This window comes from Caulobacter vibrioides OR37 (assembly GCF_000372645.1).
GTDB lineage: Bacteria > Pseudomonadota > Alphaproteobacteria > Caulobacterales > Caulobacteraceae > Caulobacter > Caulobacter vibrioides_E.
Window position 1 is genome coordinate 53,823 of the sequence record NZ_APMP01000014.1, and the last position, 17,958, is coordinate 71,780.

Here is a 17,958-nt window from a genome sequence, read left to right on the forward strand (position 1 = left end):
TCAGGTAAGGGAAGGCTGCTCGGCGGTTGTCCCTCCTAGGATGGGCGCCGGCGCGGCCGTCCAGCGGGCGATCAGCGTCGTGGCCGCCAGTTGCCCGGTGACGTTGGCGCTGGTGTCGACGATGTCGGGCAGGGCGACCACGGCGATCAGCAGGGTCATGGCCTCCATCGGCGCGCCAAGGGTCATGTACACTGGCCCGTAGGAGGCCAGAAGCACCGCCGCGCCGGGCAGGCCCATGACGCCGATATTGGTCAACACGGCGACGGCGCAAGCCAGGGCGATCTGGGCGGCGCTGGGATGGATGCCGAACAGCAGGGCGCCGAACAGTCCCGCCGAGACCACGCCGAACACGTTGCCGAACCGGAAGACCGTCGTGGCCAGCGGCAGGATGGTCGAGGCGGCGGCGGGCGGCAGGTCTAGGTCCTGCTCGGCGGCCTTCACGAGGGCGGGGAGGCAGGCCATCGACGATTGGGTGCTAGCTGCCAGGGCCAGCGGTCCCGCGGCGGCGCGCAAGAAGCGCATGGGGCCGACGCCGCTGACCATACCCAGCGTCAGGGTGATCAACAGGCCCACGGCCAGCACCGCCACAAGCATTAGAACGTATTGCAGGAGGCCGGCGGCCATGTCCAAGCCGGTCTTGGCCGCCGCGTCCAGGGCCAGGACGAAGATCCCGACCGGTGCAGCGCGCAGCACCCAGTCGACGATCACCAGCATGGCGTCGCCGGTGGCCTTCAGCACGTCGACCAGTAGCGCGCGCTGGACCTTCGGCAGGCGGGCGATCGCCGCGCCCAGGATGGCGGCGAAGATGATCAGCGGGGTCATGGCCGCCTCGGCCGCCGCCGCAATCGGGTTGAGCGGTATCAGGGCAATGATCTGGCTGGCTATGTCAATGTTCTGCGGCGCGGGCGTCTTGGCGCCGATAGCCAGGGCCGCGCCCACAGGATGAAGCGGCCAGATGGACGCCAGCCCTACGCCCACCACGGCGCCCGCGAACGCCGCCAGGATCAGCAGGGCCAGGAACACGCCGATCGTGGTCCCGATGATCCGCCCGCCGCCCGAGGCGTCGGCGATCGAGGCTACACCGGTCGTCATCAGGCAGAACACCAGCGGCACGAGAGTCATGCGTAGCCCGTTCAGCCACAGGGTTCCGACAGGCGCTAAGGTGTCGGCGACGGACGTGTGACCGCTGATCCGCAGAGCCAGGCCGGCCAGCACTCCGCCCAACAGCGCGACGAGAATCCAAGTTGTGCGCGACATCCAACCGCCCCCAGCGTTTCGCGAATGCATTTTGGCGAGCAAACGCCGTTATGCGCAAGCGTGAGGTGTCGGGCAGGCGCCTTCTTCCCTCTCCGGGGGAGGAGCGCGTTAGCGCGGAGGGGACAAGAGGCGGGCTACAGCCCCCGCAACCGCTCTAGCGCGCCTTGCAGGATCCAGCCCGCCGCCATCTTGTCCACGACCTCGTCGCGACGCTTGCGAGAGACGTCGTGTTCGTCGATCAGCACCCGCGTCACCGCCGCCGTCGACAGGCGCTCGTCCCAGAAGGTGATGGGCAGGTCGGGCTTAAGGCGCAGAATGTTGCGGGCCAGGGCGCGGTTGGACTGGCAGCGGACGCCCTCCGTGCCGTCCATGTTCATCGGCAGGCCCACCACGATTCCGACCGCCGCCCGGCTGTCCATCAGCTTGAACAGCGTCTCGGCGTCCTTCGTGAACTTGGTCTTTTCGATCAGCGCCAAGGGGCTGGCGACGGTGCGGGTGACGTCCGAGACGGCCACGCCGATGGTCTTCTCGCCGGGGTCCAGGCCCACGATCGGGGCGTACTGGGGCAGGGCGGCGGCGAAGTCTTCGATGTCGAGAACGGGCATGGCTCTCTTTATCAGGAGCCGCGCGGCTTGAAACCTCGCCTCCGGCCTAGTAACCGACGCGTTCGAATTTCAGGAGATCCCCATGGCCATTGACGCCGCCACGGTGCGGAAGGTCGCCCGGCTCGCCCGCATCGCCGAACCCGAAGAGCGCATCGAGGCCTTGGCTCAGGAGCTCAACGGCATCATGACCTGGATCGAGCAGTTGGCCGAGGTCGACACCGACGGCTGCGAGCCGTTGACCAGCGTCGTGGCCTCCGGTCTGCCGATGCGCGACGACGTCGTCACCATGGGCGGCGATCCGGCGCGGGTGACCAGCAACGCGCCCAAGTCCGTGAACAACTTCTTCGTCGTGCCGAAGGTGGTCGAGTAATGAGCGCCCTCACGAAGCTGACCCTGGCCGGCGCGCTCAACGGCCTGGCCAAGCGCGAATTCACCTCCGTCGAACTGACCAAGGCCCACATCGAGGCCGTCGAGGCCGCGCGCCCCCTGAACGCCTACATCCTGGAGACCCCGGAAAAGGCGCTGGACATGGCCGCCAAGTCCGACGCCCGCCGGGCGCTGGGCGAGGCCGGCCCGCTTGAAGGCGCGCCGCTGGGCGTCAAGGACCTGTTCTGCACCGAGGGCGTGCGCACCACGGCCTGCTCGAAGATCCTCGAGACCTTCACGCCGACCTACGAGTCGACCGTCACCAGCCAGCTGTGGCGCGACGGCGCGGTGATGCTGGGCAAGCTGAACCTCGACCAGTTCGCCATGGGCTCGTCGAACGAGACCAGCTACTTCGGTCCGGTCACCAACCCCTGGCGCGCCAAGGGTTCGGACAAGGCCCTCACGCCGGGCGGCAGCTCCGGCGGTTCGGCCGCGGCCGTCGCCGCCGACCTGTGCCTGGGCGCCACGGCCACCGACACCGGCGGTTCGATCCGCCAGCCGGCCGCCTTCACCGGCACCGTGGGCATCAAGCCGACCTATGGCCGCTGCTCGCGCTGGGGCGTCGTCGCCTTCGCCAGCTCGCTGGACCAGGCCGGCCCGATCGCCAAGACCGTCGAGGACGCGGCTCTCCTGCTGACCTCGATGTCGGGCCACGACCCCAAGGACTCGACCAGCCTGAACGTGCCGGTTCCGGACTTCACGCAGTTCGTCGGAAAGTCGGTGAAGGGCCTCAAGATCGGTATCCCCAAGGAATACCGCGTCGACAACATGCCGGCCGAGATCGAGAAGCTTTGGCAGGACGGCATCGCCTGGCTGAAGGACGCTGGCTGCGAGATCGTCGACATCAGCCTGCCGCACACCAAGTACGCCCTGCCGGCCTATTACATCGTGGCCCCGGCCGAGGCCTCGTCGAACCTCGCCCGCTACGACGGGATGCGTTACGGCCTGCGGGAGGACGGGGCCAACCTGACCGAGATCTATGAGAACACCCGCGCCGCCGGCTTCGGCGACGAGGTCAAGCGCCGCATTCTCATCGGCACCTACGTGCTGTCGGCAGGCTATTACGACGCCTACTACCTGAAGGCCCTGAAGGTGCGCCGTCGCATCGCCGAGGATTTCGACAACGCCTGGCAAAAGGTCGATGCGATCCTCACGCCAACCGCGCCCTCGGCGGCTTTCGGCTTGGGCGAGAATTCGAACGATCCGATCGCCATGTACCTGAACGACGTCTTCACGGTGACGACGAACCTGGCGGGCCTGCCGGGCCTCTCCCTGCCGGCTGGTCTCGACGCCAATGGTCTGCCGCTGGGTTTGCAGATCATCGGCAAGCCTCTGGACGAGGCGACGGTGTTCTCGGTCGCCGGGGCGGTCGAGAAGGCCGCTGGCTTCTCCGCCAAGGCAGAGAAGTGGTGGTGATCTAAGCAAAAGGGCGGCTCCTGAAAGAGCCGCCCTTCTTCGTTAGCAGAGCTTGATCACATCGGGTTCGTGGTGTCCGGAACCGTCTGAGGCTGCGGCGCGGCCGCGGGCGGGGTCACCAGAGGCGGCTGCGCGGCCACGACCGGCGCGGGCGCCGCCACGACGGGCGGAGACGCCGGGACGGTGGCGCTGACGTTGGCCGAAGCGCTTTCCGCGTCCGGGGCGCGTTCGCTAGCGCTGCTTCGGCGAGAAGCCGTAGCGGCCTTCGGCTGGGCGCGCGGCGTCGAGGGAGCGGCCTTCGTCGCGGGGGCGTTCGAGGCTAGTTCCGTAGGCTTAGCGGCCGGCGCCGGCGTTTCGGCGGTTTGGACAGGGGCGGGCGTGGCCGTCTTCGGCGCGGCCGTCGCGGCGGTCGCGCTCCTCAGCGACGCCGGATCGGTCGGGGCGTCGCGATGGTCGGCCATCGAGGCCCAGATCAAGCCGCCGGCGACGATAGCGAGGACGGGCGCGCCCACCAGAAGCGGTAGGTTGCCACGGGTCTTGCGCGAGGGCTTTCGAGCATAGACCGGCTGGTTGGGAAACAGAGCCGAAGCATTCGGGTCGGTCGAAACCATCGGTTCCGCCGCATCGAAATTGAGAGTGGGGCGGGCAGTGCGAGCCGTAGTCATTTCTACCTCCATGAGTGAGCGGTTCGTGGAATCGAACGGCGCGATAACTCAGAAGTTCCCCGGCCATGCAATGGTGCATGTTCCGACCAAAACTCGCCTTATTGTGCGAAGGCTCATCTGGACGGTCCAGCTTACTTAAGAAGGCTGGCGCCTTCTGGGATGGGGCAGGACGCGCGACCGTTCCAAGAAGCGTGTCGAAAGCTTTTCCGGCCCCGCTCGCTTGATGTAGAGAGACGCCCATGACGCAAGAATCCAAACAGATCCAAGGCCGCACCGGCCCCTGGGAAATGGTCCTCGGTCTTGAGGTGCACGCTCAGGTCGCCAGCAAGTCCAAGCTCTTCTCCGGCGCCGCCGTCGGCTTTGGCGCGGGTCCGAACGAGCAGGTCAGCCTCGTGGACGCCGCCATGCCGGGCATGTTGCCGGTGCTAAACCGGTTCTGCGTCGAGCAAGCCGTGAAGACGGGCCTTGGCCTGAAGGCCCAGATCAATCTGAAGAGCCGCTTCGACCGGAAGAACTACTTCTATCCGGACCTGCCGCAGGGCTATCAGATCAGCCAGTTCGACCAGCCGATCGTCGGCGAGGGCGTCGTCACCGTCGAGCGCGATGACGGCACGACCTTCGACGTGCGCATCGAGCGCCTGCACCTGGAACAGGACGCCGGCAAGTCGCTGCACGACCAGGATCCGAACGCGACCTATGTCGACCTGAACCGCGCGGGCACTGCGCTGATGGAGATCGTCTCCAAGCCCGACATGCGGACCTCGGAAGAGGCCGCCGCCTACGTCAAGAAGCTGCGCACCATCCTTGTCTATCTGGGCACCTGCGACGGCGACATGGAGAAGGGCAACCTGCGCGCCGACGTGAACGTCTCGGTCTGCCGTCCGGGCGACTATGAGAAGTTCCGCGCCACGGGTGACTTCAGCCACCTGGGCACGCGCTGCGAGATCAAGAACGTCAATTCGTACCGCTACATCCAGCAGGCCATCGAGTACGAGGCCCGCCGCCAGATCGAGATTCTCGAGGACGGCGGCAAGATCGACCAGGAGACCCGCCTGTTCGACCCGAACAAGGGCGAGACCCGCTCAATGCGCAGCAAGGAAGAGGCGCACGACTATCGCTACTTCCCCGATCCCGACCTGCTGCCGTTGGTTTTGGACTCGGCCTGGGTGAAGTCGATCGAGGAAACCCTTCCGGAGTTGCCGGACGCCAAGAAGGCGCGCCTGCAGAGCCAGTACGGCCTGTCGGCCTATGACGCCGGCGTGCTGATCATCGACGCCGACCGCGCCGATTATTTCGAGGCCGCCGCGAAGGGGCGCGACGCCAAGCTGGTGGCCAACTGGGTCACCAACGAGCTGCTGGCCAAGCTGTCGGCGGCCGGGACCGAGTTCGCGAACTCGCCGCTGCCGCATAGCGACATCGCCCAGTTGGTCGAGCTGATCGAGAATGGCACGATCTCGTCGAAGATCGCCAAGGAGGTCTTCGAGCACATGTGGGCCGGCGAGGGCCGTCCCTCGGAGATCGTCGAGAAGCGCGGCCTCGTGCAGATCAACGACACGGGCGCGATCGAGAAGGCCATCGACGAGTTGATCGCCGGCAATCCGGACAAGGCCGAGGCCGTGAAGGACAAGCCGCAGGCCTTGGGCTGGTTCGTCGGTCAGGTCATGAAGGCCACGGGCGGCAAAGCCAACCCCGGCACGGTCAACGCCTTGCTGCGCCAGAAGCTCGGCGTCGAGTAGCATCGACCGGTCAGCCGAAATGACGAGGGCCCGGGGCGAAAGCCGCGGGCCCTTCTTCGTTGATGCGTAGGTCTAGTGGGGCGGGCCAGGCGGGGACATCGAGTCCGGTCCGGTCATGGGAGCTTCTGGGCCGGGCTTGTGCTTCTTGGCCTTCTTCGCGGCCCTATCGGGAGGAGTTGGCGCGGTCCTCTCGTCGGCGACGCCCGGCGGCGGCGGCGGGGGGGGCGGCGGCGCGGGGAGCTGGGCGGTCGTGGTCCCGGGATTGTCCACGGGCGGCGGCGGTGGCGGCAGGTTGCCGGGCGGCGTGGCGTTGGTCGGGGGCGTCGATTGCGGCGCGGGCGAGGGATCGGGCGTCGAGGTCGGCGGCAGGCCGGTCTGGGCCAAGGCCGAGCCGGCGTAGGCGGCCGCGGCGAGGGTCAGGGCGACCGTCGTGATGCGCAGGGTCTTCATCGCGTTGGGACCAAATTACTGCAGCGTCGGAATGTGACGCGGGGCTAACGCTGACCCGGCAATGCGGTCGAATTGACTTCGCAATCAGGCCATTGGGCCGCATACGCGGCGAGGTCGAGGCGGGGATGGCCGCAAAACGGCGCCCCAGGCAAAGCCCAGGACGCCGTGTCTTGAGACCTAAGGGTCTTCAGGTCTAGCGATTGGCGATGACGTCGAAGATCAGTCCGCTGGCGATCGCGGCCAGGACGTAGTCATTGCCAGTCCGGTACCAGTAGTAGCCCCGGGGCGGCGGGCGCAGGTGGTAGCGATAGTAGTCATGGACGATATAGCCGCCGCCACGATAGTAGCCGGGCAGATACCCGCCCCGCGACCAGGCGACATAGCCGGGGCGATAGCCAGGACGGCCGTAGTAGGCGGGCGGGGGCGGTCCGTAGGCCCAGCGATTGTTGTAGTAATAGCCGTTGTGACGGCCGCGATCCCAGTCGCGATCCCAACCGCCGCGGTCCCAGCCGCGATGTTCGCCACGGTCCCAGTCACGGCGATCGCGATCCCAGCCGCGATCGTGATCCCAGCGGCCTCGGTCCTGGGCGGCCGCGTCACCGGCGGTCAGGGCCATCGGCCCGGCCACCGAGGCCACGGCGACGATGGTGAGCAGCAGACGTTTCATCTCGTCTTCTCCTAAGGCGCGACGGTTTTGGAAAACACGCCGCCTGGAAACTTCCCTCGATCTTGAAACGCACGATGCGGTCGTTCGGCTGAACCTGATCTGAATGAGCTGGTCAGGCTTTTCCGAGAGGGCTTGGCGCGGGCCGGCCTCGCGGCCATCTTCTGGATCAATCACAAGCACTGGGAGAGAAGGCCGATGAGCCAACCGATCGCGCTGTACTATTGGCCCACGCCCAATGGCTGGAAGGTGTCCATCGCCCTGGAGGAGATGGGGCTGCCCTACGAGATGATCCCGGTGAACATCGGGACCGGCGAACAGTTCAAGCTCGACTTCCTGGCCATCAGCCCCAACAACCGGATGCCGGCCATCGTCGACCCCGAGGGACCCGACGGCCAGCCGATCTCGATCTTCGAGTCGGGCGCCATCCTTCAGTACCTGGGGCGTAAGTCCGGCCAGTTCTACGGCGAGACCGAGCGGGACCGGGTCGAGATCGACCAGTGGGTCATGTGGCAGATGGGCGGGCTGGGCCCCATGGCTGGCCAGACGCACCATTTCCGCCAATACGCCGCTTCGATCATCGCCGATCAGCGTCAGATCGCCTATGGCGCCATCCGCTACACCAACGAGACACACCGTCTGTACGGGGTGTTGAACAAGCGCCTGGAGGGGCGCGATTTCATCTGCGGCCAATTGTCCATCGCCGACTTCATGAGCTGGCCGTGGATTGTGCCGTGGAAAAACCAGGGCATCATTCTCGACGAATTCCCGAACCTGAAGGCGTGGTTCGAGCGCGTGGGCGGTCGAGAAGCGGTGCAGAAGGGCTTCAAGCTGGGCGCGGAACTGAGATCGGGCGGTCTGCAAGCCTCTGGAAAGGCGGCGGAAGAGGCTCGTCGAGTCCTGTTCGGGCAGCGGGCGCGTTAACCGGCTGTATACTGGCCTTTACGCCGCGTAATATCCTTGAACAACTCGTGTATTCGTCGATAAATTCATGATGTTCGCGCGTTTAACTATATGTTCAGCCGCTTTGGACTTTTCTTCTCTCAGGCTCTGATCCGGCAAAAGGCCGGGGCGAGCTTGAGAGAGGAGATGAGCCATGATGTTGATGAACGAACCGCCGGCCGTCGTCGCCACGCTGCCGCTGCCCACCGCCGAATCCACCGGCGACGAGCTGTTCCGGATGGGGCTGCTGTATTCGACCGGTCAGGGCGGCGCGCCGCTGGACTATGTGTCGGCCCACATGCTGTTCAACCTGGCCGCCATGCGCGGTTCGGTCGAGGCCAAGATCTATCGCAAGGAGCTGTCGCAGGAGATGGCCAGCGAGGACGTCGCCGAGGCTCAACGCCAGGCTCGCGAATGGCTCGCCCACGGCTAAGAGCCCGGTTCTCCGGGCTCGGTCCGCTCCCGGCTCTGGCCGGGGTCGCGGTCAGTTGCCGTTGACGTTCCCGTTGATCGCGTAGCTGAAGCTGATGGGCAGCAGATCGCGGAAATACTGCTGCATGAAGAGTCCCGCCTCGGCGACGCCGCTGCGGGGCACATAGACCACGTCGAAGCGGCGCAGGGGCACGAGGTCCGCGCCGCCGCTCCTGGTCAGGCCCGCGAGCATGTTCGCCGTGCGCATCATCGCCCTGCCGTCCGGCCCGCGGCGAATAATCACAACCTGATTGCGCTTCGCGCCGGGGGTGAAGCCGCCCGCCTGGATGATGGCCCGCAGAGCGTCTCCGTCGCCGGCCATGTCGAAGACGCCAGGATTCTTGACCTCGCCGCCGACGAAGATCTTCAGCGGCGTCGTCGACTTCACCGAAATCTGCACCTGGGGACGCAGCAGCTGGCTGGAATAGGCTTGGCTGATCGAGCCTTCCAGGTCCTGGATCGTGCGATCGGCCGCCATGACCGGACTGATCAGAGGCAGGGACACGCGCCCGTCCGGCTGGACCGTCACCGTCTTGTTGAGCTCCGGCGCGGAGGGCACGGTCAGCTCGATCTCGTCGCCGGGATAGAACCGGTAGGAGGGCTCGTCGTCGCTCCAGTCGGCGTAGCCGATATTGGGGAAGCGCGCCGTCGGCCTGGGCCCCGGCGTGATCGGTTCGGCGTCGATGTGCCCGCAAGCGGCGAGGCCGCTGGCCGTCAGGACCACGGCCAAGGCCGTCCAGAGATGCGTGCGCCTGTGCATGGGGCAAGTCTTAACAGGAATGGGTAACGAACCCTTAAGGCTGCTCGCTCCAGGGTGCGAAGCAGATTGAACCGTTCGGATTCGCATGTCGACGAGCGCCTGGATCAGCGTGCCCCACGACCCGCCGCCTCGTAGCGTTGGCGGGCTGGGCGGCGCGCGTCCGCGTTACGCGCCGACCGACTTCGTCACCCTGCTTTGGCGCGAGAAGTGGCTGATGCTGGGCGTCTTCCTGGTGATCGTGGTGCTCGGCGCCGGTTTCGCCATGACGCTGAAGAAGACCTATACGGCCAATTCCAGCCTCTTTGTTCGCCTCGGCCAGGAATATGTCTACGAACCCCGGGCCGGCGACGCCGGCCGCGGCGCGGTGCCCAATAGCGATCAGGTCATCCAGTCGGAAGCCGAGATTCTCAACAGCGGCGAACTGCACGAGCGCGTGATCCGCAAGCTCGGCCTCGGCGCCATCTTTCCGAAGGTCGCCGACAAGTACGCCCGCGCGACGCCGGAGGAGAAGCGGAAGCTGATGGGAGAGGCGCGCGACGCGATCGGCAAGAATCTGAAGATCGAAACGGCGCCGGACAACTCGATCATCCGCCTGTCCTACCAGCACCAGGACGCGGACATGGCCGAGAAGGTGCTGAACACCCTGCTCGAGGAATATCTCATCTACCGCCGCACCTTGCTGATCGGCGGAGAGAGCCGCGTGTTGGAGCGCCAGCGGGATATCTTCGAGCGCAAGCTCTCCGAGGCCGACGCGGCCTATCAGGCATTTCTGAGCACCAACGATATCGGCGACTTCAACGCCCAGAAGACGGCCCTGATCCAGTTGCAGGCCCAGGTCGAGCAGCAGAAATACGCTGTCGAGGCGCAACTTCAGGACCGGACCGGCCGGCTGGCCGCGGTCGAGGCAGAGCTCGCTCGCACGCCCGCCGAGACCGTCCTCTATCGCGACACCGACATGTCGGCCTCGACCAAGTTGGCGCAGCTGAAGCTCGAGCGCGAGGGGCTGTTGGCCCGCTACACGCCGAACGCCAAGCCGATCATCGACATCAACGCCCAGATCGCTCAGCTGGAGCAGGGCCTGGCCGCCGGTCGCACGGCGGGCGAAGGCGCGCGTCGCAGCGGCCCCAACCCCATCTGGCAAACCCTGCAAACGACGCGCAACGACCTGAAGGCGGAGGTCGCGGCGCTGCAGAAGTCGCAGGCGATCTATGCTCAGCAGGTGCCGGACGTGAACGCGCGCCTGCTGCGCTTGGCCCAGCTGGAGCCTCAGTTCAACGAACTGTCCCGCGATCGCGACGTTCTGTCGTCGAATGTCCGGGATTTCACGGTCAAGGAACAGCAGGACGAGGCTCAGCGCCAAATGTCGGCCGAGGGCAGCGACAATATCCGCATCGTCCAGCGCGCCGTCGCGCCGTCGACGGGCAAGAGCCTGAAGAAGCCGGTTCTGATGCTGGCCGTCGTGTTCGCCATGTTCACCGCGCTGTGCGCGGGCCTTGTGCGCATGTTCCTGCGCCCGGGGCTGCAGACGCCAGCCTCGGCGGCGCGAACCCTGAACATGCCCGTGCTGGCGACCGCCGGCTACAAGCGGTGAGCGTTTTCGTCGCCTTTCGCCGACAGGGTTAATGTCGCAACTTGCCATCTCTTGAGTGCGTGGCGATTCGGTAGATGGTCGACTTGAACGTCGAGATGACGGAGCTTTGGAGCGCGCTGGGAGCCCCCCCGGCTGGGCGTCCGCACGTCGTCCAGTTCGTTTCGGCGCGGCGAGGCGAGGGGACTTCGACGGTTGCCCGCGAGTTCGCCCGTTTCGCCTCGCGACGCGCCGGCCGGAAGACCTGGCTGATCGACCTTGATCTGAACCATCCCAGCCAGCTCTCCGCGATCGCGGCCGAGGCGAACCGCTTCGGTCCTTTGGGCCCGCCGGTCGCCGCCTCGCCGGACGGTTCGGCCTTTTTCACGGTTCAGCCCCCAACGCCCCGGGCGGAAGGCGGCGTCTGGCCGGACTCCAAGTTTCTGGTCGGCCACAGCGTCGGCGGTCCTCGGCTGTGGATCGCTCGATTCAATCGCGAAGCGCTGCGTGGCCGCCAGCAGGTTCATGTCATCCCCTCCGCCGATTATTGGCGAGCGTTGCGCAAGCATGCCGAGGTGATCGTGGTCGACAGTCCGGCGGCCGATCGATCCCAGGCCGCCACCACGGTCGCTTCGCACATGGATCAGACGGTGCTGGTGGTCTCGGCCGATCAGCCCGATGTGCGCCAGCCGGCTTTGCTGCGAGACGCCCTGATCGCCGCGGGCGGCCAGTGTGCGGGCATGTTCTTCAACAAGGTCTCGGTGCAGCCGCCGGCCTTCCTGAAGGCGATCCTGTCGTGACGATGGCGGGAGAGCCCAGGGCTCTCCGGCCCTCGACGCTGACGATCGCCGCCGCGGTGGCGATGCTGCTGATATACAGCTCGGGCTGGCAACTGCCGATCTTCGGCGAAAAGTCGGACGAGTCGGCTTCGGCCCTGCTGCGGGTGGCCTTCCTGCCGGCCTACGCCCTCGGCTTCTTTCTGGTGGCGGGCGATCCTTGGAACATGCTGCGGGCCACGCTGCGGCAGCCGTTTCTGATCCTCTTGATGGGCGTCGTGGCCGCGTCGATCTACTGGTCCATTCAGCCGGACGTTTCGATAAGGCGCGGCTTCGCGGTGGGCTGCACGACGATGTCGGGATTGGTCCTGGCGGCGCGTTTTCGCTGGGCGGATTTGGCGAAGGTGTTCTCGATCACCTTCGCGCTGCTGATCGTTGGCAGCTACCTTGTCAGTATCGCGATGCCCCGCGTGGGCGTCATGACCGAGCTCTTCCCCGGCGCCTGGCGCGGGCTTTGGATGGAGAAGAACGCCCTGGGCGGCCTGATGGCGCTGGGCATCTGCATCCTCTGCGCCACCGCCCTGCTGACGCCGCGCTCGGCCCGGATCTGGCTGCCCTTCGCGGCCCTGGCGTTTGGTCTGGTGATCCTTTCGCAGTCAAAGACCTCTCTGGCCTCGCTGGTGCTCGGCCTCTTGGCGCTGGGCTTCGTGTGGATCGCGCAACGGGGACCCGCCTTCGGCGCCGCCGCCACCTGGGCGGCGGTCAGTGGCGCGGCCCTGCTGGGCGCGTTCGTCCTGCTGGCCTCGGACGTCTTTTTCCACCTCCTGGGCAAGGACGCCACCTTCACCGGCCGAACTCAAATCTGGACCGCGGCCATGCGCCAAATCCAGGAGCGCCCCTGGCTAGGCTATGGCTATGCGGCCGTCTGGAGCGACAAGTCGGGCTGGGGGCCGCTGGCCTGGATCGTCCACGACGCCAAGTTCACGCCCCAGCACGCCCACAATTCTTGGATCGAGCAGTGGCTGGGCATGGGCATTGTCGGCCTTTGCGCGTGGGGGCTTTTCTACCTGCAGACCATGGCGCTGGCGGTGATCACGGTTTTCCGCGACCGAGGCGCGATGCTGGCCTTCCCGTTTCTCGTCGTCTACAGCCTGGTCAGCCTGACCGAGAGCATCGCGGTGGTCTATAACGACTTCCGCTGGGCGATCTTCGTCGCCCTGGCCGCCAAGCTGGCCTTTTCCGACAGGGCCCAGGACGAGGGCTGATCAGAGGCCGATCCGGCGCGCGCCCTCGGCCACGGTTACGATGTCGAAGCCCTCGGCCGTCGCGCGGTCGATCAGCCGTTCCAGGCCTCCCGTCGTGCAGCCCCATTGCGAAGGGCGATCCGCGACGTCGTGTGTGTAGAGGATCAGCCAGGCGTTGCGGGCCTTGGCTCGGTCTAACCAAGCCTTGGCGATGGCCTCGCCGTCGTCGCCCTCGATGCCTACCGCCGGCGCCTGGTTCAGGTCGGCGCCGTTCGTGATCAAGCCGTGGTGCAGGGCGCGGAGGGTCTTGAAACGGCCGGCGAGGGCGGTCTTGGCCGGCGCGCCGACGTCGCCATAGGGATAGGCGAAGCTGACTGGCGCGCCGGTTCCCCAGGCCGCCAGGGCCTCGGCGTTGCGCTCGACGTCGCTGATCGTGATCGCCGCCGAGGACTGTCCGCAGTCCAGATGCGAATAGGTGTGACAGGCGATCTCGTGGCCCGCGTCATGCAGGCGACGCGCGTCCTCGCCGGTGGCGAAGCGCCCCATCGGACCATCACGTCCGGTGAGGCCTGCCGCGAAATAGTAGGTGCCGCGCAGACCGCGATCCTCCAGCGCCTTGGCGCCGGCCTCGCAGGCGGTGGCGGGGGCGTCGTCGAAACTGAACGACACCATCGGCCGATCCAGCTTGACGCGCGCCGGTCGGCGGTGGGCCAGGCGGATCAGGCGACGGCGCAACTTGCCCTTCAGCGAGCGATCGGGCTCGTAGGCGTCGACCTTGTCGAACTCGGCCGACATCAGACGGCCTCGCTGTAGAGCGACGCGCGATAGAGGCGCATGGCGAACGCGCGAAGCGATAGGGGCGCCGCCTCGGCCAAGGCCAGCCGCTTGAGCACCGGTCGCCAGACGCCGCTCAGCGGAACGTTCTTCAGCGCGCTGGCGACCTTGTAACTGGGATAGGCGCTGACAATGTCGCGGTGCGCCGTGACCACGCGGGCGAAGTTGGCCGCCGACTGCTCGTACTTGGCCGCCATGACCGAAGCGCTGTCGAGGCCGAGGTGCGAGGCGGTGTTGTCGATGTGAAGGATCGGGTGCCGGCGAGCCACGCGCATGGCCCACTCCACGTCCTCCCAGCCCCAACCGGAAAAGCCCTCGTCGAAGCCTATGGTCTCGAAGACGTCCCGACGCACCAGCAGGTTCGAGGTGAACACATGCTTTTCGGGGGCCTTGGCGCGGTCCGGGGCGGGGGTGCAATCGCTCTTCAGCGCCATGGTTCGGTGCAGGGCGGTTTCGGGGCGTCGGGGCGTTTGGTCCAGGGTGAAGCCGCCGAACGCCACCGGCGCATCGCTTTCGGCGACGGCGAGCCAGCGCGACAGGAAGTTATGGGTGTCGGGCAGCATGTCGCTGTCCAGGAACAGGAAGTGTCCGCCGCGCGCGTGACCGGCCAGGCGATTGCGGCCCTTGGCGCGGCCTTCGTTGCTGGACAGGCGGATGAAGCGGGCGGGGATGCGCGACGTGTTGATCCGCCGCGCGATCCGCTCGGCCAGGACGTCGTCGCCGCTTCCATCATCCAGCACGATGACCTCGGCGCCCGCGCCGGGATCGTCCAGCGCCTTCAGCAGGGCCGTGGGATCGTCGCGATAGGTCGGAATGAGAACCGACAGGCGCGGTCGCGCGTGGGCCCACTCGGCGTTCTCGATGCGGATCTCGGTGATGGGCATGGTCATAGGGCGAGCGCCCTCCGCCGTAGGATCAGGTTGAGCTTGGCGCGCAGGCCGCCGATATCGAGGCCCAGGACGATGGCGCCGTAGACCGCCGCGCCGACGCCGGCCTTCAGGGCCAATTCCGGAAGGCCGCCCAGCGGCGGAACGAGGCGAACGCAAGCGGCCATGGCGAGGCACGCGACCCCGGCCTTGACCAAGACGTCCAGCGGCATCGGCAGAGGGCAGGCGCGACGGCCTAGCGTCCAGGCCACGATCGCGCCGAGGCCGTAGCTCAGCGTCGTGGCCCACAGCGCGCCGTCCAGGCCGAGACGCGGAATGAGGGCGAGGTTGAGCAAGACATTGGCCGCCGCCGGTATGCTCATGCTGACGATCAACAACGGAGTCCGGCGCGCCAGCGTGAAGGCTTGCAACAGATAGTAGGTGGTCATGCCCGCCAGCCAGCCGCTGGCGGCGATCGAGGGCGTGACATGGCTGGCGCCGGCCCGCAGGGGCTCGCCCACCATCAAGTCCGCCAGCGGACGGGCGACCAGCGCCAGGCCGACGGCGGCGGGCGCGGTCAGCAGGATCATGAAGCCGGCCTGCTCGCGCGCGGCTTCGGAGAGCGCGGCTTGACCACCGCGTTCCAGGGCCTGGATCAGCGCCGGACCGCCCGCCATGCCCAGCCAGATGAAGACGACGTCCAGCGTGCGGCTGCCGAGCGAATAGCCGGCGTGATAGACGCCGACCGTGGCCTCGTCGAGAAAGGCGGCCAGCAGCAGGCGGTCGGTGCTGGCCAGCACCAGGGCCAGGATCAGCGACAAGGCGACGGGCAGGCCATAGGCGGCGTAGGCCCTGGCCAGGCTCGCGTCGAACCGCCCGCCGGCGACCCGTTTCAATTCGCCTGGCAGGACGACCACGGCGCATAGGGCCGAGACCGCGCCGACCCCAAGGACCGGCGCGGCGCCGCCCAGACCGGCAAGGGCCAGGGCAAGACCGATCGCGAAGCCGCCCGCGCTCTGCGCGATGGCCAGGATGGCGGCGCCCGAGACCTCGCCGGCGGCGCGCCGTCGCTCCTGGGCCAGCTTCATGAGGCTGTTGGCCAAGGTCGAGCCAAGAGCCGCCACCAAGGCGACCTTCATCGGGGCGGGCAGCGGCGCCAGCATGACGGCCGCGCAAGCCAGGGGAACGAGTACGGCGGCGCTAAGCCAAAGCCGATAGAGGGTGGCGAAATGGTCGGCGAGGCGTCCGTCCTGACCCCGCGTCGCCAGGAAGCGGGCCATGGCCGCTTCGGTCCAGGTCAGCAGCATCGTCTGGGTCAGACTGCCGACCGAGAAGGCCAGGGCGTAGACGCCATACTGGGCGGGATCCAGCACACGCGTGAACAGAACGATGGTGAGCAAGCCCACCACCCCCTGCACGACATTGACCGGCAAGTAGCCAAGAACGCCGCGCCAGAACATCGTCGCCGACCTAGCGCACCGCCGACCGATCCCCCAGCAGGCAGGGGATGGTCATGGCGATGATGTAAAGGTCCAGCCAGAACGACTGGCGCTCGATGTACTCGACGTCCAGAGCGACGCGCTGGCGCACGCTCTCGGGGGTATCGACGGGGCCGCGGGAGCCCTTGATGGCCGCCCAGCCGGTCAGGCCGGGCTTCATGCGGTGGCGGTGTGCGTATTCGGCCACCAGCTTGGCCGACTCGACGCCGCCGGTCTTCATGCCGATGGCGTGGGGGCGGGGACCGACGATCGACATCTCGCCACGCAGCACGTTGAACAGCTGTGGCAGCTCGTCCAGGCTCGTCTTGCGGATGAACTTGCCGACGCGGGTGACCCGGTCGTCGTTGGCGCTGATCTGCCGCGCGGCTTGGGCGTCGGCCATCTCATGACGCATCGACCGGAACTTCCAGACGAGGATCTCCTCGTTGTTGAAGCCATGGCGGCGCTGGCGGAAGAAGATCGGGCCGGGGCTGTCCAGTTTCACGGCCAGGGCGACGATCAGCATCACGGGGCCGGCGACCACCAGGCCCAGGATCGCGACGGTCAGGTCCTGGGCGCGCTTGATCCAGGCGTGGCGAGGCGAGAGCCCGGCGCCGGAGAGCTCGTTTTCCCCGCCGGCCGCGATCCTCGCCAGGGCCAGGTCGTCCTCGGCCGGGCCTCCGACGCCGATGAATAGATTGAGAGGGTTGGGCAGAACGCCCAGCTTGTCGACCAGTTGGCGCACGCGAACCTCGGCGGTCGATCGCACCGCGATCACGACCCGGTCGACATAGGGCATGATGCGGTGGTCAAGCAGGGCGTTGGTGTCGCCCAGCACTGGCACGCCCATGATGGTCTCAGGCGCGCGGTCCAGGCGATCGTCGAAAACGCCCAGCACATTGACCTCGCCGGTGCGCATGGCCGCGTTGATCAGCCGCTCGGCGTTGGCCGTGGCGCCGATGACGACGATGTTCGGCGTCAGGCGACCTTGTTTGCGTCCGTCGGCGATCACGCGCCACCAGACGGCTTGCAGGCCGGCCAGTCCGACCGTGGCCGTGGCCAGGGTCCAGAAGGTCGAGGCGTCGGGATGACCCGACAACAGGACAACGGTCGACGCGGCGAGGAAGCTCGCGGCCAGCGCCGGCGCCGCTCGACCTAGGTGGCGTCGCGCGGTGTCGCCTCGCGGGAAGCCGTAGAGGCCCAGCGCGCGCAGCCCGATCAGCGCGGTGATCGCCCACAGGCCCCCAGCGATCGGATGGCCCTCCGCCGTGACGCCCAGCGCCGCCAGGACGGCGGCCAGGATGTCGACGACGCGGAAGATCCGCGACAGCGGCCGGGTCTCCAGTCGCGCCCGCGATGGTATCAGCTGGCCGGGGCGAAAGGGACCCCGCCGCGCTTTGCCGGCCTCTTCGCCGTCGACGTCGGCGCGCGCGCGCTTGTCCGCACGCGCGAGGAAAGCGACGGCGGGTTGGGCTTCGGCGGTAGGCGGAGCGGCGGGCTGCATGACGCTTGTCGTTTCAAAAACCGCGTTCAACCTAGCCTCGCCGTCTGAGCGCCGCGTTAACATGGTAATTTTCCGCGACGACGCCGTTGTCTTCTCGAAGCGAACAGGCTATCGAACCGCTCCCTCTCAGGAGGAAACGTGGCCGAGAGGCTGAAGGCACCGCTTTGCTAAAGCGGCATACCCCTAAAGGGTATCGAGGGTTCGAATCCCTCCGTTTCCGCCATTCCCTTTTTTCCAGACATATCCACCGGCGTCCGCAAACGTCCGATGTCCTTTCGTCATTCTCACCGCCGCGCG

General features: G+C 67.1%; 18 protein-coding genes and 1 tRNA gene. 9 read left to right on the forward strand and 10 right to left on the reverse strand.

All coding sequences use genetic code 11. The features are described 5' to 3' along the window. Together OR37_RS12035 and ruvX are read right to left on the reverse strand one after the other, a co-directional pair. Entirely contained in the window at positions 1 to 1,257 is a 1,257-nt protein-coding gene (locus tag OR37_RS12035; protein WP_004620083.1) for a dicarboxylate/amino acid:cation symporter, read from the reverse strand. A gap of 134 nt (positions 1,258 to 1,391) precedes the next feature. Continuing rightward, positions 1,392 to 1,862 carry a Holliday junction resolvase RuvX gene (gene ruvX / locus OR37_RS12040; protein WP_004620086.1) on the reverse strand — a complete coding sequence of 157 codons (471 nt, stop codon included), beginning with the start codon at positions 1,860 to 1,862 and terminating at the stop codon, positions 1,392 to 1,394. 82 nt (positions 1,863 to 1,944) lie between these two features. On the opposite strand from ruvX, the gene gatC reads away from it, so the two are divergent. After that, entirely contained in the window at positions 1,945 to 2,232 is a 288-nt protein-coding gene (gatC, locus tag OR37_RS12045) for an Asp-tRNA(Asn)/Glu-tRNA(Gln) amidotransferase subunit GatC (protein ID WP_004620088.1), read from the forward strand. Then, positions 2,232 to 3,704, forward strand: coding sequence for an Asp-tRNA(Asn)/Glu-tRNA(Gln) amidotransferase subunit GatA (gene gatA, locus OR37_RS12050; RefSeq protein WP_004620091.1), 1,473 nt, complete (start codon positions 2,232 to 2,234; stop codon positions 3,702 to 3,704). Before gatC ends, gatA begins: the two co-directional genes overlap by 1 nt. A gap of 56 nt (positions 3,705 to 3,760) precedes the next feature. Here the strand turns inward: gatA and OR37_RS12055 are convergent, their stop codons facing one another. After that, positions 3,761 to 4,315, reverse strand: coding sequence for a hypothetical protein (locus OR37_RS12055; RefSeq protein WP_235046576.1), 555 nt, complete (start codon positions 4,313 to 4,315; stop codon positions 3,761 to 3,763). Between the two features lie 293 nt (positions 4,316 to 4,608). Here OR37_RS12055 and gatB point away from each other — a divergent pair, with 293 nt between their 5' ends. After that, a complete protein-coding gene (gene gatB / locus OR37_RS12060; protein ID WP_004620094.1) occupies positions 4,609 to 6,105 on the forward strand; it encodes an Asp-tRNA(Asn)/Glu-tRNA(Gln) amidotransferase subunit GatB in 1,497 nt (498 codons plus the stop codon). Positions 6,106 to 6,177: 72 nt separating this feature from the next. Here gatB and OR37_RS21985 read toward each other — a convergent pair whose 3' ends face one another. Together OR37_RS21985 and OR37_RS12070 are read right to left on the reverse strand one after the other, a co-directional pair. After that, the gene (locus tag OR37_RS21985) at positions 6,178 to 6,555 is read right to left on the reverse strand and encodes a hypothetical protein (protein WP_004620095.1); all 378 of its coding nucleotides are present in this window, start codon (positions 6,553 to 6,555) and stop codon (positions 6,178 to 6,180) included. 193 nt (positions 6,556 to 6,748) lie between these two features. Then, positions 6,749 to 7,222: an RcnB family protein gene (locus OR37_RS12070; protein WP_004620097.1), complete on the reverse strand. Its 474-nt coding sequence runs from the start codon at positions 7,220 to 7,222 to the stop codon at positions 6,749 to 6,751. 195 nt (positions 7,223 to 7,417) lie between these two features. Between OR37_RS12070 and OR37_RS12075 the strand changes: the two genes are divergently transcribed. Together OR37_RS12075 and OR37_RS12080 are read left to right on the forward strand one after the other, a co-directional pair. After that, a complete protein-coding gene (locus tag OR37_RS12075; RefSeq protein ID WP_004620100.1) occupies positions 7,418 to 8,143 on the forward strand; it encodes a glutathione S-transferase N-terminal domain-containing protein in 726 nt (241 codons plus the stop codon). Positions 8,144 to 8,315: 172 nt separating this feature from the next. Next, on the forward strand, positions 8,316 to 8,594 hold the full coding sequence (locus tag OR37_RS12080; RefSeq protein ID WP_004620101.1) for a sel1 repeat family protein: 279 nt from the start codon (positions 8,316 to 8,318) through the stop codon (positions 8,592 to 8,594). A gap of 51 nt (positions 8,595 to 8,645) precedes the next feature. Here OR37_RS12080 and OR37_RS12085 read toward each other — a convergent pair whose 3' ends face one another. Then, positions 8,646 to 9,392 carry a polysaccharide biosynthesis/export family protein gene (locus OR37_RS12085; protein WP_004620103.1) on the reverse strand — a complete coding sequence of 249 codons (747 nt, stop codon included), beginning with the start codon at positions 9,390 to 9,392 and terminating at the stop codon, positions 8,646 to 8,648. Between the two features lie 85 nt (positions 9,393 to 9,477). On the opposite strand from OR37_RS12085, the gene OR37_RS12090 reads away from it, so the two are divergent. The 3 genes from OR37_RS12090 (at position 9,478) to OR37_RS12100 (ending at position 13,000) form a co-directional block, all read left to right on the forward strand. Continuing rightward, positions 9,478 to 10,983, forward strand: a complete 1,506-nt coding sequence (locus tag OR37_RS12090) for a GumC family protein (RefSeq protein WP_004620105.1) — start codon at positions 9,478 to 9,480, stop codon at positions 10,981 to 10,983. Between the two features lie 74 nt (positions 10,984 to 11,057). Then, on the forward strand, positions 11,058 to 11,759 hold the full coding sequence (locus OR37_RS12095; RefSeq protein ID WP_004620106.1) for a hypothetical protein: 702 nt from the start codon (positions 11,058 to 11,060) through the stop codon (positions 11,757 to 11,759). Between the two features lie 2 nt (positions 11,760 to 11,761). Next, positions 11,762 to 13,000, forward strand: coding sequence for an O-antigen ligase family protein (locus tag OR37_RS12100; protein ID WP_004620108.1), 1,239 nt, complete (start codon positions 11,762 to 11,764; stop codon positions 12,998 to 13,000). Here the strand turns inward: OR37_RS12100 and hfsH are convergent, their stop codons facing one another. The 4 genes from hfsH to hfsE are packed head-to-tail and all read right to left on the reverse strand — an operon-like array spanning position 13,001 to position 17,724. Further along, positions 13,001 to 13,774: an oligosaccharide deacetylase HfsH gene (hfsH, locus tag OR37_RS12105; RefSeq protein WP_004620110.1), complete on the reverse strand. Its 774-nt coding sequence runs from the start codon at positions 13,772 to 13,774 to the stop codon at positions 13,001 to 13,003. Then, positions 13,774 to 14,703, reverse strand: coding sequence for a polysaccharide biosynthesis protein HfsG (gene hfsG, locus OR37_RS12110; protein ID WP_004620111.1), 930 nt, complete (start codon positions 14,701 to 14,703; stop codon positions 13,774 to 13,776). Before hfsG ends, hfsH begins: the two co-directional genes overlap by 1 nt. Continuing rightward, positions 14,700 to 16,139: a polysaccharide biosynthesis protein HfsF gene (gene hfsF / locus OR37_RS12115; protein WP_004620113.1), complete on the reverse strand. Its 1,440-nt coding sequence runs from the start codon at positions 16,137 to 16,139 to the stop codon at positions 14,700 to 14,702. Before hfsF ends, hfsG begins: the two co-directional genes overlap by 4 nt. Positions 16,140 to 16,149: 10 nt before the next feature. Beyond that, the gene (hfsE, locus tag OR37_RS12120; protein ID WP_004620115.1) at positions 16,150 to 17,724 is read right to left on the reverse strand and encodes a polysaccharide biosynthesis protein HfsE; all 1,575 of its coding nucleotides are present in this window, start codon (positions 17,722 to 17,724) and stop codon (positions 16,150 to 16,152) included. 69 nt (positions 17,725 to 17,793) lie between these two features. Here hfsE and OR37_RS12125 point away from each other — a divergent pair. After that, a tRNA-Ser gene (locus tag OR37_RS12125) sits at positions 17,794 to 17,884 on the forward strand. Positions 17,885 to 17,958 lie beyond the last annotated feature (74 nt).